Source organism: Micromonospora sp. LOL_023, assembly GCF_048060115.1.
Classification (GTDB): Bacteria; Actinomycetota; Actinomycetes; order Mycobacteriales; family Micromonosporaceae; genus Micromonospora_E.
Map to the genome: position 1 here is coordinate 40100 of NZ_JBHMIM010000018.1, position 16730 is coordinate 56829.

Annotated in this window: 14 protein-coding genes and 2 pseudogenes; 3 read left to right on the forward strand and 13 right to left on the reverse strand. The window is 70.1% G+C overall.

Annotated features, from left to right (window positions below):
* Positions 1 to 53 precede the first annotated feature (53 nt).
* Both ACFHVL_RS12245 and ACFHVL_RS12250 read left to right on the forward strand, forming a co-directional pair.
* Positions 54 to 1757: an ABC transporter ATP-binding protein gene (locus ACFHVL_RS12245; RefSeq protein WP_416627811.1), complete on the forward strand. Its 1704-nt coding sequence runs from the start codon at positions 54 to 56 to the stop codon at positions 1755 to 1757.
* A gap of 168 nt (positions 1758 to 1925) precedes the next feature.
* A complete protein-coding gene (locus ACFHVL_RS12250; RefSeq protein WP_416627763.1) occupies positions 1926 to 3095 on the forward strand; it encodes an ATP-grasp domain-containing protein in 1170 nt (389 codons plus the stop codon).
* Between the two features lie 16 nt (positions 3096 to 3111).
* Here ACFHVL_RS12250 and ACFHVL_RS12255 read toward each other — a convergent pair.
* The 5 genes and pseudogenes from ACFHVL_RS12255 to ACFHVL_RS12275 form a co-directional block, all read right to left on the reverse strand.
* Positions 3112 to 3375, reverse strand: a pseudogene (locus ACFHVL_RS12255) (IS701 family transposase); the annotation flags it as partial.
* A 156-nt stretch (positions 3376 to 3531) separates the two neighbouring features.
* Positions 3532 to 4608: an integrase core domain-containing protein gene (locus ACFHVL_RS12260; RefSeq protein ID WP_416627764.1), complete on the reverse strand. Its 1077-nt coding sequence runs from the start codon at positions 4606 to 4608 to the stop codon at positions 3532 to 3534.
* An 802-nt stretch (positions 4609 to 5410) separates the two neighbouring features.
* Positions 5411 to 5680: an IS3 family transposase gene (locus ACFHVL_RS12265; protein ID WP_416627812.1), complete on the reverse strand. Its 270-nt coding sequence runs from the start codon at positions 5678 to 5680 to the stop codon at positions 5411 to 5413.
* 142 nt (positions 5681 to 5822) lie between these two features.
* A pseudogene (locus tag ACFHVL_RS12270) lies at positions 5823 to 5909 on the reverse strand (hypothetical protein); the annotation flags it as partial.
* A gap of 267 nt (positions 5910 to 6176) precedes the next feature.
* Entirely contained in the window at positions 6177 to 7670 is a 1494-nt protein-coding gene (locus ACFHVL_RS12275) for a fibronectin type III domain-containing protein (protein ID WP_416627765.1), read from the reverse strand.
* Positions 7671 to 8086: 416 nt separating this feature from the next.
* Between ACFHVL_RS12275 and ACFHVL_RS12280 the strand changes: the two genes are divergently transcribed.
* Positions 8087 to 8473 carry a nuclear transport factor 2 family protein gene (locus ACFHVL_RS12280; protein ID WP_416627766.1) on the forward strand — a complete coding sequence of 129 codons (387 nt, stop codon included), beginning with the start codon at positions 8087 to 8089 and terminating at the stop codon, positions 8471 to 8473.
* Positions 8474 to 8533: 60 nt separating this feature from the next.
* Here ACFHVL_RS12280 and ACFHVL_RS12285 read toward each other — a convergent pair whose 3' ends face one another.
* The 8 genes from ACFHVL_RS12285 to ACFHVL_RS12320 form a co-directional block, all read right to left on the reverse strand.
* Positions 8534 to 9793 (reverse strand): MFS transporter, encoded by a 1260-nt coding sequence (locus ACFHVL_RS12285; protein WP_416627767.1) that lies wholly within the window; start codon positions 9791 to 9793, stop codon positions 8534 to 8536.
* Between the two features lie 9 nt (positions 9794 to 9802).
* Positions 9803 to 10915 (reverse strand): 4'-phosphopantetheinyl transferase family protein, encoded by a 1113-nt coding sequence (locus tag ACFHVL_RS12290; RefSeq protein ID WP_416627768.1) that lies wholly within the window; start codon positions 10913 to 10915, stop codon positions 9803 to 9805.
* Positions 10899 to 12053 carry an acyl-CoA dehydrogenase family protein gene (locus ACFHVL_RS12295; RefSeq protein WP_416627769.1) on the reverse strand — a complete coding sequence of 385 codons (1155 nt, stop codon included), beginning with the start codon at positions 12051 to 12053 and terminating at the stop codon, positions 10899 to 10901. Before ACFHVL_RS12295 ends, ACFHVL_RS12290 begins: the two co-directional genes overlap by 17 nt.
* A complete protein-coding gene (locus ACFHVL_RS12300) occupies positions 12050 to 12694 on the reverse strand; it encodes a hypothetical protein (protein WP_416627770.1) in 645 nt (214 codons plus the stop codon). Before ACFHVL_RS12300 ends, ACFHVL_RS12295 begins: the two co-directional genes overlap by 4 nt.
* Positions 12691 to 13632: a hypothetical protein gene (locus tag ACFHVL_RS12305; RefSeq protein ID WP_416627771.1), complete on the reverse strand. Its 942-nt coding sequence runs from the start codon at positions 13630 to 13632 to the stop codon at positions 12691 to 12693. Before ACFHVL_RS12305 ends, ACFHVL_RS12300 begins: the two co-directional genes overlap by 4 nt.
* A gap of 3 nt (positions 13633 to 13635) precedes the next feature.
* Positions 13636 to 13902, reverse strand: coding sequence for an acyl carrier protein (locus ACFHVL_RS12310; RefSeq protein WP_416627772.1), 267 nt, complete (start codon positions 13900 to 13902; stop codon positions 13636 to 13638).
* A 77-nt stretch (positions 13903 to 13979) separates the two neighbouring features.
* Positions 13980 to 15251: an alanine racemase gene (locus tag ACFHVL_RS12315; RefSeq protein ID WP_416627773.1), complete on the reverse strand. Its 1272-nt coding sequence runs from the start codon at positions 15249 to 15251 to the stop codon at positions 13980 to 13982.
* Positions 15252 to 15308: 57 nt separating this feature from the next.
* Positions 15309 to 16685, reverse strand: a complete 1377-nt coding sequence (locus tag ACFHVL_RS12320; RefSeq protein ID WP_416627774.1) for an ATP-grasp domain-containing protein — start codon at positions 16683 to 16685, stop codon at positions 15309 to 15311.
* Positions 16686 to 16730 lie beyond the last annotated feature (45 nt).

Genomic DNA, 16730 nt, shown 5'->3' on the forward strand with positions numbered 1-16730 from the left:
AGGATGACGCGCCGGTATCCGGCCGGTCGCTGATCATCAGGCTGAGGAGTCTGATGCCCCTCCTGGGCGAGCACCGCCGACTCATCACGGTGGCCTATCTGGCCGGTGTACTGCACCAGCTTCTCCTACTCGCCTCATCAGGAATAGGCGCGTACGTGGTGGCACGGGCCGCTACGGGAGCCGCGATGGACCAGCTCACCGGATGGTTGATCGCGCTCGGTGGCCTGATCGTGCCGCTGGTTGTCCTTAGCATCGCCGACAGCACCTACGCCCACATCGCCGCCTTCCGCGCACTGGCCGACACCCGGGCGAAGGTGTACACCGCCTTCGAACGGCTCTCGCCCGGCTACATGCTCGAACGACGTTCCGGCGACCTCGGCTCCGCTGCGGTCGCCGACGTCGAACAGATCGAGCTGTTCTTCGCCCACACCCTCAGCCCGCTGGCCGTCGCGTCGACCATCCCGGTGGCCACCACCGTCGCGCTGGGATGGTTCCACTGGTCGCTGGCCTGCGTCTTGTTTCCGGTGCTGCTGCTGCTCGCCTCAGTCCCGGCGTGGCTGCGCCGCCAGGCCGAACGACACGGACACAAGCTACGCGATTCTCTCAGCCAGATGAGCGCCGACAACACCGACACCTTCCAGGGGCTGCGCGAGCTGGTGAACTTCGGTGCACACTCCCAGCGGCTCGGGCTGCTGCGCAAACAGAGCGTCCGGCTGGCCGAAGCGAAGTCCGCGCACGGACGCCGTAGCGGCATCGAGTATGCCGCCACGGACAGCATCGCCCTCCTGGGAATACTGGTGGTGCTGGTCCTCGGCGGGTGGCTCGTCCTCGCGGGCGAGCTCGACCGCGCACTCTTCCCAGTCGCTGTCGTGCTCGCCGCGATGGCGATGCTGCCGGTGCTGAAGGTGACCGAGGTCGCGCGCGAGCTTTCCGTAGTCGCGTCCTCAGCTGATCGCATCAACAAGTTGCTCGAGGCACCTGCCCCGGTCTCGGACCTAGTCAGCAAGCCGCCTGAGGGCCCGATCGTGCCGCATATCCGCTTCGATGCCGTCACCTTCGCCTACCGCAGCGACCTGGCGCCCGCTGTGCGGGATGTCAGCTTCGAGATCGGTCCTGGCGATACGGTCGCACTGGTGGGACATTCCGGCGCGGGGAAGTCGACCTGCGCCAACCTGCTGCTGAGATTCTGGGACGTCACCGCCGGATCGGTGTCCGTAGGTGGACACGACGTCCGCGACTTTCCACAGGAAGACCTCCGCCGCCTCATGACATTGGTGCCGCAGGACACCTTCCTGTTCAACACCAGCCTGCGGGAGAATATCCGCCTCGGCCGGGCCGACGCCTCCGACGAAGAGGTTGAGGCCGCCGCGCGGGCTGCCCAAGCCCACGAGTTCATCTCGACACTGCCGGACGGCTACGACACCGTCGCGGGCGAACTTGGCGCGCTCATGTCCGGCGGTCAGCGGCAACGGATCGCGATCGCACGGGCCCTGCTCAAGAATGCCCCCATCCTGGTCATGGACGAGGCGGTGTCAAACCTCGATGCAGCGAGTGAGGAAGCGGTCAACCAGGCAATGAGCGAAGCCCGACACGGACGCACGACCCTGATCATCGCCCACCGGCTCTCCACCATCAGGACCGCCGACCGGGTTGTCGTCCTGTCTGGCGGGCGGGTGGTCGAGAGCGGAACCCACGAAGAACTCGTAGCCGCTGGCGGGGCATACGTCGACCTACTTGCTTCGCAACTCGAAGGATGAGGCAGTAGCGTGCCACAACCCGCCGCTCGTCGAGGTTGTGGACATGTCCCGGGACTGGACGCGGTGGTCGGCGCCTCGCCCCACTACCTCGTGCACCCGGCGCAGATCGACCCCGTCGTCCGGGCGATCGCCAGCATCACCCGGAAGCCCTCAACGTAAGGATGAGCCATGGCCAAGATCCTGATCCTCGGCAGCGGATGCGCCGCATACCGCGAGCACCTGCTCGCATCAGTGGCCGCCGAGCACCACGTGGTGCTGGCCCAGGAGGCCCCGGCGACCTGGCAGAACCGCCATGTCAGCATCGTGCACCGGATCGCAGTCGGCGACCTGCAGGCCGTGCTGCGGCTGGCTCGCGACGAATCGGTCGAAGCGGTGCTGACCTGGGTGGAGTCCTGGATCGAGACCGCTGCCGCCGCCACCAGTGCCCTGCGGCTGCCCGGTCACCCCCTACCGTCGGCCCGCGCATGCCGCGACAAACACCGGATGCGCCAGGTGTGGGCCGCCGCAGGTGTGCCGTCGGCCCGGTCATTCCTGGTTACCGACGAGGCGCAGGCCTGCCGCGCCGCCGCCGATCTGGGCTATCCGGTCGTGGTCAAGCCACGGGCACTAGTCGGCGGTGCCGGGGTACGGCTGGCCCGGGAGCCGGCGGAGCTGGCCCGCGCCTACGCCACGGCGGCCCGTGCGGACGGTGCCCTGGTGGAGGAGTACCTTAACGGCCCGCAAATCAGCGTCGAGTCGGTTCTCGTACGCGGTGGCCGGTTACATATCGTCGCGGTGGGTAACCGGCGCGCTGGCACTCCGCCAGGGCTCGCGACCGCCAGCCGCCTGATCCCGGTCACCCAGGCTGAGCAACTGGCACCGGTGCGCCGTGCCGTCGATGCCGCCCACGCCGCGCTTGGGCTATGCGAAGGCGTCACCCACGCCGAGGTGCGACTGACAGCCCGCGGCCCTCGGCTGGTAGGGCTGAACGCCCAACTGGGTGGCGACCTGATTCCCCGGCTAGTGGCCCTGGCCACCGGTGTCAACCTGGCTGCAGCTGCAGTCGACGCCGCACTCGGTGAACAGCCGCGGCTACTGCATACTCGGCGGCGCAGCGCCGGAATCGTCTTCCGCTACAGTGACGCCGCTAGTGAAGCGCTGCCCGCGAACCCGCCCCTGCCGCTGCCCGACGGCGTCGAGCTGCTGTGGACAACGCCGGACGCCCGGGCGACTGGACCTGGCGGTCGGCTCGGGCACGCCGTCGTGGTGGCCGACGATGACGCCACCTGCCAGGATCGGCTTGAGAAGGCGTACGCGGCACTGCTACAGGACTGCGGGCCAGTGCTCCTGCATCAGTAGTGCTCTGTTGGACGGCGAGGGCGACGTGGCGGTGCCAGCCGGTCCAGGAACGGCCTTCGAAGTGGTCGAGTCCGAGGGCGGTCTTGAGTCCGCGGTAGTCGTGCTCGACGCGCCAGCGGCTCTTAGTCAGGCGGACCAGCTCGACCAGAGGCATGTCGGCGGGCAGGTCGGGCAGCCGGTAGTTGCTGGGTTCGTCGCGGCCGGGAGGTCATTGCACAAGCAGCCTGGATCCGGGCAGTACCCCGTCATCGCCGCACTGGGGTCCGCGTTGGATCGCCCGAACGCGAGCCTCTTGCAAATGGTTGTCATTACCGAAGAAGGGGTGCGAACGTCGCGTGAAGAGCCAGGGCCCCCTGGCCAGCCTCGGGACTATCCGCTCGCCTGTGCCGTGCCAAAATTCGTTTACCGGCGGTGACCTGGTGTTTTGATGATCAGTTCAGGCTGCTCGGTGATACTCGTTGATCACTCCGCTGAGGCGTCTTCGGCGGCGTATGGGCTTGTCGATGGGGATGACGACGGACGGGTCATGGTTGGGTGGCTGCTGCTGGCGCCCTTGGTGCGGCCGGTGGTTGTTGAAGTGGTCGACGTACTCGCCGACCACGGCGTGCGCGTGGCGCTCGTTGTAGATCAGGATGTGGTCGGTGCACTCGTCGCGGAGGCTGCGTCCCCAGCGTTCGATGAAGCAGTTGGCCTGTGGGGTCCGGGGTGGGGTCTTGACCACGGTAATGCCCTGGGCGGTGAAGACGTGATCGAAGGCGGTGGTGTACTTGGCGTCGCGGTCGCGGATGAGGAATCGGAACCGGTTGGCGCGCTCGCCCAGGTCGTAGGCGAGGTTGCGGGCCTGCTGGGTCACCCACTGCCCGGTGGGGTGCGCCGTGACGCCGAGGAGGTGGACCCGCCGGGTGGCTACCTCCATGACGACCAGCGCGTAGAGGCGTCGTAGCAGGATCGTGTCTATGTGGAAGAAGTCGATGGCCAACAGGCCAGCGGCCTGGTTACGCAGGAAGATCCGCCAGCTGGTGTCGGGCTGGCGAGGCGCGGGGCCGACACGTCGACGGGCGAGGATCCGTCGGATCGTGCCGGCGCCGATCTGATGGCCGAGTCGCTGTAGCTCGCCTTGGATTCGGCGGTGTCCCCATCGCGGGTTCTCCCGGGCCAGCCGAAGTACGACGTCCCGGAGTTCGTCGCTGACGCGTGGGCGGCCGGGTCGGTTCGGGTAGGTCCAGTGGCGTCGTACCAGCCGGCGGTGCCAGGCCAGCAACGTGGCCGGCGTGACGATCCGGTGTACCCGTAGCCGACGCGGCAGCAGGCGGGCCAGCACGGACAGGATCGCCCGGTCCGGCCACGACAGCCGCGGCCGGCCACGGACCTGGCGACGGAGCACCGCTACCTCATGCCGCAGCACGAGGACCTCGATCAGCAACGCCCTGTCGCTGCGGATCAACAACCCCAGACCGTTGAACAGGCGGATCATCCCCAGGTACAGCAACCGCACGACCATACCGACGATCATCGAACCAAGCCGAGAACTCCCGGCTCACAACATGTGCGACGAGTTTTGGCATGGTCCAGGCCGCGCCGCGGCAGAAGTTCTGGAGTAGACATAGCGGCCGGGATCCTGTAGATCATCTTTTCTGAGGAAGTTGATCGAGGGCCAGCCGCTGCGCTGTGAAAGTATGACAGGACTTCCCGCTGACCGGCTCGCTGACCTGATCGGCAGGGTTCGTGAGATCGTCGGCGACGTGAGGTCCCCTCCTCGTGGAGCGGTGGTTACCTGACGCCGGTCGGCGCCGGGATGCTTACGTTCGAGTCTGGCTGATCGATGCGTGTCGACACCCGCGCGGTCTCGTACTCGTCCGGGCTGAGGCAGCCGAGGTCACGCTGGCAGCTGGATCCGGACGAGGGTTGTACCACCCGTCGATGTAGGTGAAGAGCACGTTCTCGGCCTCGTCGCGGGTCCACCACGACGTCCGGTACACCAACCCGGTCTTCGACGTCGAGAAGAAGTTCTCTATCAGAGCGATGTCATAACTGTCCCAGCGGAGCCCGTCGACGGCAGGATCCCGTCGTCCGCCAACCGTTGCCCGAACCGGAACGACGTATGGTTCGACCGGTTCGAGAACGCGTCCCGGACCGCCGCCAGCCAGAACACGCCCTGACCGCACGGGATCCGGGTCGCGTCGGCAACCCACAACCGGATCGGCGCCGACGCGGTGAAGCCCTCGGTCGACCAGGTCCGGTGCCGGAGTGTGTCGCGGGTCCTGCTTCGTGGACCCGCCCCGCCAGCCACGTCGCAGGAACGCGCCCTGCCAACCCTAGCCGGCCATCAGTCGCTCCACCCGCCTACGGCCGACCCCGATACCGTCCCGCCCCAACCGCCGACGCACCCGGTCCGCGCCACAGGTGTGCCCCGACACGACCCAGATCTCGTGGGTGTCGGACAACAACGCCCGGTCGACCTCAGCCCGGCCACACGGCCGGACCGTCCTGTCCCGCCGGCCGTAGTACGTCGACGCGGCGATGTTCAGGACCCGTAGCAGGAGCGCGACCGCGCAACGGCCACGATGTCCGTCAACGAACCTCATGACCGACGCCGGGTTGGGCCGAGCTCCTGAGCGAATACACCGACGCGGCCTTCAAGATCTCGTTCGCCCGACGCAACCCGATGTTCTCCCGCCGCAACCGCCGGTTCTCCCCAACCATGTCCGTCGTCGGCCGACCACCGCGCTGACCCTGGTCGGCCCCGTCCTGACCGATCCAGTTCCACAGCGCCTCGTGATGAACGCCGAGCTGGTCAGCCAGCCGACGGATCACCGGCTTCGGATCCGACTCCCGATACAACCGGACAGCACGAGCACGCAGCTCATCGGGCTACTACTTCGGTGCTGGCACGAATGCCTCCTCCCATGGCCATCAGACCATGATCAGGAGCTCCGTGAATACGGGGAGGCCTCAATGAAGGATCACGCCATGCTCGCGGCCTGTGCCAGTTGCGCCGCCGGCCTTTCCAGCACAGGCCACCGGCGTCATTGATCCCTGCAACCCGAAGCTGCTCTACCAGCCGTGCGGGCGTCGCCTGATCTACGGCGGTGGAAAGAACATGCCCTGTGCGGTCACCGGCGGGCTGGCCGCCGACTCGTTGCCGGCGGCGTCGACGGCGACCACCGTGTACGTGTGCCAGGTCGCCCCGCCCACCGCCAGCGTCAGCACGGTGCCGTCGGTCGCTCCGGCGACGGTCGCGCCCTCGTACACCCGGTAGCTGACGGCGGGCTCGCCTCCGGTGGAGGCGGACCACGCCAGGGTGAGCCGGGCGTCGGTGGGCCAGTTGCCGGGGGTGTTGCCGGTGACCTCGAGCGACGCTGGTGCCGCTGGCCGGGCGGCGGGGCCGGGTGTGGTGGTGACCCGTGCCTGGGCGGAGCGTGGGGTCTCGCCGCAGGTCTGGGGGAGGGTCGCGCTGACCCGGTAGGCGTGTCGGGACGCGGACGGCAGACCGGAGACGACGGTCTGCGGGTAGTGGGAGGTGGCGACAGCCGTGTCACCGTCCCAGATGGTGTACGAGGTGGCGGTGGCGTCGAAGGTCCAGCCGAGCCGCACCGACGATGGGGAGAGCGCGGTCGCCGTCAGCCCGACCGGCTGGGGCGGGCTGCTCAGGCAGGTCTCGGTGCTGGCCGACACCGCTGGGCTGTGCGTCGACTCGTTGCCGGCGGAGTCGAGCGCGGCGATGGTGAAGCGGTGCCAGGTGGCGTGGAAGAGCCGCTGGACGGTGGCGGTGGTGCCGACGGTGACGGCGACTCGGGTGCCGCCCTCGTAGACCGCGTACCGGTCCGGCGGCGGTCCGGCCGGCGCGGTCCAGGCCAGGCTGATGGTGGTGTCGGTGCGCCCGGTGACGGTGAGCCCGGCAGGCGGGGCGGGCCGCGCGGGATCGCCGGCGGTGGTCGTGGCGCTGGTCGAGCCGACCGCTTCGGTGGATCCGGGACCGCACTGGTTGAGCCGGTAGAGCTCGATCCGGTGATCGGTGGCGGGTGCCAGACCGCCGACCCGGGCGCTGGTCAGCGACGTCCAGCCCAGGCTGATGCCGTCCACCCGCAGTTCCAGTTCGCCGCCGAGCGGGTGCCGGGGCCAGGAGAGCGAGACCGCCGACGCGGTGGCGGCGGTGACGGTGATCGGCAGGGTCGGGGTCGGCAGGCACTCCGGGTTGACCCCGGAGAGCCAGGATCGGCCGGTCACCGGGTCGGTCGGTGCCGACTCCTGCCCGTGCCGGTCGACGGCGGTGACGGTGTACGCGTGCGACGAGCCGAAGGGCACGTTCATCGTCGTCGACGTGGTGGTGGTGCGGGCGACCACTTCTCCGTCCTCGTACACCCGGAAGGAGCGGACCTGCGGCCCGGTGGGCGGTTGCTGCCAGGTCAGGCTGATCGCGGTGCCGTTGGTGCTGGCCCAGAGCGCGGTCGGGGTCGCCGGGCCGGCCGGTCCGCCGTACCGCGCGGCGGCGGGGGATGCGTCGAGCGCGATGACGGCGATGAGTGCAGCGGTGGTCAGCGCGGCGGCGCCGCGCCAGCGCGGTGGGGTACGCACGGCTGTCCCTCCATTGACAACGACCGGTGATCGACCTCGATCGATCACTCCAAGCAAACTGGTGCGTCGACTCCGTGTCAAGCGCGGGCGGTCCTGTGATGAATCTGCCCTGCCAGGGCGGCCCGGTCCGTTTCGCCGGTTCCCGTCCGTCGGACGGGTGATGCCCGGCCGGACCGGCAAACCGACCCGGCTGCGACGCTGACGACGTCGCTGGGTCCGACCCGACCGCCTTCGCCGTGCAGCGCCCCTCCCGCTCGCTGATCTCGGGCACCGAGAGGTGCGGCCGTGTCCTCGGCAGCACCGCCAGCGGTGGACGTGGCGCTCGGCGGTCGCCGCGATAGAACCGTGATAACGCGCCGATGCGATCGCGTCGGAGAGTGAACCTCGGCCCCCGTCCAACCCCGAGGAGAACCGCGATGATCAGACCCGACGGGAGCCCTTCGCTGCCCGCGACGACGGCCGCGACGTCGGCCGGCATCGACCACGCTCGCCTGTCGTACGCCTATCTCGACACTGGCGACCTTGACGGCTACGGCTCGCTGCTGGACGAGCGGGCCCAGGTACGTCGTCCGGACGCACCGCAGGGCCGGGGCAGGGCACAGATGCTTCGCGTCCACGCCGGCATCGCGGGACCGCCCGCCCGGCACGAACTGCACCGCATCGTCGCCAACGGCGACAGTGTCGCGGTCTTCGGCCGCTACGTCCGTCCGCCGCTGGACCTGGAGTTCGCCGACATCTTCACGCTGACCGAGCTTGGTTTGCTCCTCGGGTACCAGCGGTTCTACTTCGTTGCACCGGAGTGACGTGCGGCGCGTCCCACCAGGCGACGGCCCGGTGGGACGCGGGTCACGCACATCGGTTCGTCACGATACCGCCAGCGCCGGCTCCTGCGGCTCAGTCTCCGCCGGCTCCCGCGCCACGACAACCGGCACCTGCCTGCGACGCAACGCCCGCATCGCGGCGAACGGCCCGGCGAGGGCGATCAACCCGCACAGCACCCAGGTCGTCTCTACCCCGACCAGGAAACTGAGGGCGCTGAAGGCCGCGATCGAGACTGGTGCGGTACCGACGGCGCTGAGCGCCAGCGTGGCCATCGCAGTACCCATGCGCGCCGGTGGCGATGCCTGCTGGTAGGCCGTGACCACGGCCGGGCTGTTGAGCCCACACATCGCGCCGACGACCAACGCGACCGAGGCGAGCGCGACGACCGACGGCATCAGCGCCATCACCGCTATGCCGAGGGCGATGACCACGCCGCTGGCCACCAGCCTGGCCCGCAGCGGGATGCGGTGTGCCACCAGCGCGCCGAGCGCGCCGGCCGCCATCGCGCCGGCGCTGAAGGCCGCCACCACGACGCCGACCGCACCGACGCCCCAGGACCGGCTGTCCGCGAGCAGCGGTAGTGCGACCTCCAGCGGCCAGGCGAACGCCAGGTCCAGGCAGAACGCGGAGACGAACAGCCACCGCAGTCGGTGGTCCTCGGCCAGCAGCCGGAATCCCGCGCTGGAGCGGCGGATCAGGTTCTCCTCACCGGTGCGTTCCGGGCGGACCATGCCACTGGTCACGTAGAGCAGCCCGGCGAAGACCACCACGCACACCACCGCGACCACCAGCATCGCGTGCCAGAGTTCCCAGGTGGCGATGAGCCAGGCACCGATCGGCGCGCCGACTATCGGGGCGACACGTAGTACCGTGCCGTACAGGGAGTTGGCCCGTACCAGCTGATCGCTGGTGGCGAGCGTGGTGATCATCGCACCAGAGGCGGGGCTGGTGAGCCCGAGCAGCGAACCTTCCAGTACGGCGATGACCACCAGCGGCCAGAGCGAGTCGGTGGTCAGCACGACCGCGGCGCCGGCCGTCAGCACCACGACCCGTGCGGCCGTGGCCCGCAACACCAGGAACCGTGGTCCGCGCCCGTCGGCGACCGCGCCACCGAAGATGAGCATCAGTGCCCTGGGTATGGTCAGCGCCAGCACCAGCGTGGTGACCGCGCCCGCGCCGCCGATCTGCAACGCCGTCCAGCCGAGCGCGACGAGCAGAACGAAGTCCCCGGCCAGGGACAGCGCGTTGCCCGCCACAAGTACGGCGACTCGCCGCCAGTCGATGAACGATGATTCCTGCACTGCTACCGCCTACCTATCTGTATTCGACGGACGTTGCCGCAACGCGGTCTCCACGGCCCGGGCGGCAGCGAGGTACTCGCTGGCGGCCGAGGTGCGCGGCGCTGACCCCGGTGGGCTCCATTTGACTTCCAGGTGGCCGCCGAGGTGCGAGCGGCCGTGCGCGTTCAACGTGCGGACCGCAGCGTGGATGGCGGCCGCGCGGTGTGGTGGAGCGAATGTCAGGACCGGCATGTCGGAAGGAGTGAACCTTGCGTAGACGGTGTTGCCGTCGCGTTCGACGGACTGGACGCCTACCCATCCCCGGGTCGGGTCTCGGTCTGGGCCCTGCGCCGTACCCTCGTCCTGCGCTTCCCGCTGCGGTTGGTGCCACTGCCATTCGAAGAGTCTGAGCCGGTCGATCGCCTTGCCGACGGTCGCCAGCGTCGCGACGAAGCCGGGCGGTGCCGGCAGGTCCTGCAGCTGCCAGCGGTCGGTAGCCGTCGGGCCGGTGCCGGTCACGCTGCCCGGGCTGAGCACCCGAATCCGCAGCCCGTCCAGGAGCCTGCCGCCGCTGCACTTCACGCACGCCTCCTTGCGGGAGAGCAGCCGGTGGTAGAGCTGTCGCGCCTCGCCGGGGTCGGACTTCGCCGCGACCGCCGCCGCCTCGCTCTCGTGCAGGAACCGGATCGCCAGCGCCACGGCCGGGGTATGGTCCCCGACCGCCTCGATGTCCACCCCGACTGGTTCGGTGAGCCGGACGGCGAGCAACGCGTGTCCGCCGGACCTGCTGAGGCTCCACTGCCAGTGGCTCCACGTGCCGTCGAAGGTGGGCTTGCCGTGCCGTCCGGCCGACCAGTCGACCGCGTCTGGCGACAGGTCCAGGTACCGGCCGAGGATGGACCGGGTGGCGCCGTGCGCGACCACGTACCGACGGGCGGCCAGCGCATCGCGGATTCGGTTGGCCCGCTGCCGTTCGTGCCGGTCGAGCAGGTCCGCGACCCGGTCGACGGTTTCGGCGTCGACGTCGAGACCGACGTGCCAGACGTCAACGCCCGGCGGCTGCAGTCGCGGCCGCTCGGCCGCTGATGGCCCGGTGGGAAGTTGCCCGCCGTCCGGTGCGGGCAGGTCAGGCGGCCCGGTCATCGTCGAGCCTCCCCGACAGGTACGCCTGGGCCAGGTTCAGCCGCTGGATCGTGCCGGTCCCCTCCATGAACTCGAACGCGCGGGCGTCCCGCACGTACTTGTCGAGCGGAGGGTGGTCCCACCGTGCCCCGGGGCCGAAGCACTCCACCGCTTCCAACGTCAACTCTTCGGCGAGCCGGGTGGCCCGGATCTTCGCCGCCGACGCGAGCGTGCCGTCGGCTGGGTCCCGGTCGGCGGCCCTGGCGGCTGCCAGGACCAGCGCTCGGGTGCCCCGCAGCCGGCCCTCGAAGCCGGCGAGCCGGTCGATGGTCCGTCGGGAGCAGTGCGCGACCGTGTAGTCGTAGGCGGCCTGCGCCACCCCGAGCGCGAGGGATGAAACCACTGGGCGGTACCGGTTGAACGTCCGTACCGCGGCCCACATGCCCTGCCGGGTGGCCGAGCGGTCCCGGCCGAGAAGGTCGTCGTCGGTCAGCGGGACGTCCCGCATCCGCAGCTCGCTCAGCTGCAACCCGCGCAGGCCGATCGTCTCCAGCGGTACGCCGGTGAAGCCGGGCCGGTCGGTCTCCAGCAGCACCGCGCAGACGCCGAGCGGTCCGGACCGCCGGCGGGCGAACACCACGCCCACGGCGGCGCGGGCCCCGTTGCCCACGAACCGCTTCGTACCGGTGAGGCGGTAGCCGCCGGCACCATCGGGCCGCACCGTGGTCGACATGCTCGCCGGGTCCGAGCCGTGACCCGGTTCGGTCATCCCGAAGAACGTCCACGTCGGGCTCTCAGCGAGCCGACCGAAGTACCGCTCGCGTTGCGCGCGGTCACCCAGTTCACTGACGACGAAGCCCGACATCGACGGTCCGGGCAGCGCCAGCACCGCCCCGGCGTCGACACGGGCCAGCTCCTCCAGGACGGTGACCTGCTCGACGGCCTTGTCGAGGTACACGGACCGGCCACCAACCCGCAGCGGATCGGGGTTGTACTCGGCCGGCAGGCCCATCAGCTGCCGCCACGGCAGGCCGCTGTCCAGCAGCATCCGCGCCTGGCCCGGATCCCGGTCGACGGTCAGCGCGGTCGGACTCAGCATGTCGCCGAACTCGCGGGCCAACCCGCGCAACTCGGTGAGAAACTCCTCATCGGCGGTCATGACTGTCCTTCCGTGGCCGGCGGACCATAGGTTTCGCCGAGCAGCTCGGCGGCGCGGATCTCGCTGCCCGGCCCGTCGGCCAGGAACCCGGTCGCGCCGAACAGGTGCAGGGACACCCGCCCCGCCTCGTCCAACGCCCGGTGTAGCCGATACAGCGCCGTCGCGTCCGGTCCGCCGGCCAGCAGCGCATGCGCCTCGGCCAGGCCGGCCGCCGCGTCGGCGAGCAGCACCCGCACCGGGGGCAGGTTCAGCGTCACGGTCTGCTGGACCCGTCGCCCGCGCAGGTGTTCGGCGGCCTGGGTGAGGAACCGCTCCGCCAGGCCGAGCCTGACCCAGCCGAGCCCGATCGACCAGGTGTCCGGGCGGTCGTCGCCGACCGGCCCGGCGCCCGGCACGTACAGTGCGACCATGGTGTCCGGCCCGAGTCGCACCTCGGCCAGCCGCCGCTCGGTGCCGAACGCGTCGCAGCGCCGCGCCACTGTCTCTGGGACGAAGGCGTGCCCGCTCGGCCCGGCCGGGAGCAGCGCACCGCCCAGCTCGGCGTGCAGGAACGTGAGCGCTGCCACGATTCCGGCTTCGCGGGCGACCGCACGGCCGCGGGCCAGATCCGTCGGGGCGGCGAGGATCCCGGTGGCGTTCATCCAGCCAGCTCCGACTCTCGCTGCGCGGGCCGGGCCGTCAGCTCGGGCATGGCGACGACCGGCAGCGTCAGGTCCACGCTGCACAGGTACGGCAGCACCGGGTCCTGGTCGACGACGAGCACCCGCCCGCCGGGGGTGCCGCCGTTGTCGGCGAGCAGCCGGGCCAGCGCCAGCCAGACGCCGGCGCAGGCGTGTCCCGGCGCACCCCGGGTCACGGTGACGCCGGGGCCGGGGACGAGGTCGGCCAGGTTGTGGCCGACGACCAGCGCCGCGGCGTCGTTGCCGGGCGACGCCGGATCGACCGGCTCACCGATCGTCGCGACCGGGGTGTCCAACCCGGCCCGGCCGGTGACCGTGAGGACCGGCCGGCCGATCGGGACCGGGCCGTCCGGGCCGAGGACGATCGCTACCGCCACGTCGTGCGCCGGCCGGATCGCGGTCGCGTCGGGTGGTAGCGTCGACTGCTCCATCACCAGCACCAACGCGCGGTGGGACAGCCCGCGCGTCAGCCGGTCCACGGCCATCCGCAGGGCCAGGAACGGTCCGGCCACGCCCTGCTCCGAGATACCGAACATGAACGGGTCGCCGGATAGCAGGTCGGTCAGCCGGCAGCCTGGGAAGCTCTGCTGGCGGCAGTCCGGGCTTGCCTGCACGGTGACCACCAGGTCGACGCCGTCCAGGGCCGGACCGAGCGCCCGGAACACCGTATCGGCCATGTCGTGGTAGCTGACCAGGGCACCGCCGTCCAGCCAGGACAGGTCGTCGAACTCCCCGTACAGCGTCTGCATCAGGTCGAGGTAGGTATCCCGTTGCTCAGGCTGGTACGCGCCGTCCCCGGCGGCGAACCAGAACGGGATGACACGCTCGAGGGTCGTTGCGGGTGCGCCTGTCAGCGCACCCGCAACCGGCTGCTCCCCCGACCGCCACTGGGTCGGCATCGGTCACCGGCTCTCGGCGATGAAGCCAGCCAGCGCGCCGACGGTCTCCAGGTGGCGCTGTTCGAGGTTCTCCGGGTCGACCTGCATGTCCAGCGCGTCCTCCAGTGCCATCAGCAGGCCCAGCACGCTGGTCGAGTCGAGGCTGAGGTCGTCGAAGAGCCGGGTCTGCTCGGTGACGCCGGTGAGCTCCTGACGCAGCACGTCGGACAGGGCGGCGACGATCGCGTCGAGGATCTGCTGACGGTCGGTTGCCTCGGCGAGTGCAGTCATGACGGTGTCCTTCCGGGTGGGATCAGCTTCAAGGGTTGGGATCAGGTGCGGCTGGGGATGGTTGGGTGCAGGTGGGATCAGACGGTGAGGTCGTGCCTGATCTGGTTGGCGAGCATGCTGTCGGCGTCGTCGCGGGTGCGGATCAGCCGCGCCTGGCCGTCGTGGACGAGGACCTCGGCCGGGTAGCCGTGGCTGAGGAAGTGCACCGGTGAGGCGGTGGGGCCGTACGCGCCCGAGCGCTCCACCCCGACGACGTCGCCGGGGCGCAGGTCGACCGGCAGCTCGACGGCCTTACCGAGCGTGTCGTTGGGGGTGCAGAGAGGACCGGTGACGTTCCACGGCACCTGCTGCTCCCCGCCGGTCCGGTTGAGCAGCCGCATCGGGAAGTTGCGTTTGACGAACGAGCCGATGCCCACGGCCGCCATGTGGTGATTGGTGCCGCCGTCGGCGACCGCGAACCGCTCCCCCATGGACTCCTTGACATAGCGGACCTCGACCGCGTAGAGGCCGCTGTGGCCGACGAGATACCGACCGAGCTCCATCACCAGCCGGGTGTCGGGGTGCCGCTCGACGAACGCGGCGAAGACCGGGTTGAGCTTCACGGTCAGGTCGGCCACGTCCAGGTCCCGCTCGCCGGAGAAGTACGCCACGCCGAGGCCGCCACCGACGTCGACCACGTCGAGTGGGATCTGGAGGCGCTCGGCCAGCCGCTCGGCGAGGTCGAGGATGCGGGCGCTGTTCTCGACGACCACGTCCTCGCTGAGGATCCGGGTCCCCAGGTACGCCTGGATTCCGCAGAGCCGCACGGCCGCGTGCCGGCCGGCCAGGTCAGGCGCGGCGAGCAGCGCTTCCTCGTCGATGCCGAACTGGCGCGGTTTGCCGCCCATGGTCAGCCCGCCGCCCTTGACCGCGAAGCTCGGATTTACCCGCAGCACGACCCGGGCGGTCGTGCCCAGTTCGGCCGCGACCTCGTCGATGAGCGCCAGCTCGCCGAACGACTCGCAGATGAGCACCACGTCGTCCTTGACGCATGCGAGGATCTCGGTCCGGCTCTTGCCCGGCCCGAGGCACATGATCTGGTCGGCGGGCACGCCCGCGCGCTGTGCGGTGACGAGTTCGGTGAGCGAGGAGACCTCGGCCCGCGCGCCGAGTGAGTGCAGCAGCGCGCAGATGCTGATGTTCGGGTTGGCCTTCAGCGAGTAGAACATCTCCACCGCCGGGTGCAGCGATGCACGCAGACCGCGGTACTGCGCGGCGATCACGTCGGCGTCGTAGACGTACAGTGGGGTCCCGAACCGCTCCACCAGCTCGGTGATCGGGATTCCCTGGACGGTGTGACCTTCGGACATCGGAATGGACTCCCCTTCTACGGGCGCTCGGTGACGGCTATGGGGACGCGAGAACGGCTACAGGCACGCGGCGACGGCACGGTCGATGTCGGCGATCTCGGTCTCCGATCCGGCCAGCAGCAGCCCGTAGAGGCGGCCGCTGTAGTGGCGGCCCTGCTCCTGCTGGGCCGCGGCGGCGTTGACCGTCGCGAAGTTGTTGACCAGCAGGCCGCGCCCGGTGGTCGTGGTGTACAGCCGGTCGCCGAGCCGGTCGGCCACGGCGGCGAATCCGAGCTCACCGTCGAGCGACAGCTCGTACTGGCGGGCCATGCCGACCGTGCCGGTGGTCATGAACGCCTCCTGCAGGCCGGTCTGGTAGGTCGACATGTTGTTGCGGGCGTTGATTTCCAGCACGGGCAGCAGCCCGCCGTCGGTGGTGACGATCGCGTCCACCCCGACGACGCCGTGGAACCCGTCGACCGCCAGCCGGCCGCCCAGCGCCGCCGCGCACTGTTCGAGCTGCGCGTGCTGCGCGGCGGAGATCCGCGCCGGAATGCTATGTCCTTTATGGACGCCGTTTTCGGTGATCGCCTCCTTGACGAAGTCGAACCGGACGTCACCGTCGCGGCTCACGGTGAAGTGGTAGTTGAGGTCGACCGCCTTGCTGGCCCACTCCTCCACGACCAGGGCCAGCCGTTGGTCGCCACTGCGCTCGGCACGCCGGGCCACCATCCGTACCAGCTGGTCGAGCTTGCGCTCGTCGTCGACGACGACGATGCCCTTGCCGGAGACACCGAACGCGTCCTTGATCCCGAGTCGGCGGCCGGCGGCCAGCGCGGCACGGGCCTCGACCGCCGCCGCGGCGAAGTCCGCGACCGTCTCACATTCCCAGCCGGGTGCCTGTGGCAGCCCCAGCTCGGTGGCGACCCGCCGGCTGTACACCTTGCTGTTGACCGACTTGACCAGGCTCGCGGACGGCAGCGCCGAGGCCAGCGTGGTACGCGAACACAGCTCCTCCTCCAGTGCCGAGATGCCGTGCGGCAGCAGGTACGCCCCGCGCGCCGCGAGCGTCCGCAGCTCGTCGAGCAGCCGGGGCGAGCGCAGTGCGTCGACCGTGACCGAGTTGGCCGGGTCGTGTTCGTCGGTGACCAGGATCTCCGGCAGGTTCAGCCCGAGGCCCTCCAGGTACGCGAGGTAGTCGGGGTCCGGCGCGGACTTCAGCACGACGTGGTCGCCCTTGCCGGCGAGCAGGACGGCGAACTCGTCCATCCGGTTGACGATCGCGGTCGAGGCCCGGCCGCCGACCGAGGGCAGGCCGATCTCGTCGCGGGCCCACTCGTCTTCGACCTCGAAGTTGCCGAGCAGGACGAACGGGGTGTCCGGGTCGCCGGTGCACGCGTCTTTGACGCCTTCGAGGAAGGACAGGTTCGGCGCTGACATAGGGGTTCTCTTCATCAGATTCCTTCCGTGGATACTCCGGCGTTGCGGCCGGGGAGGAAA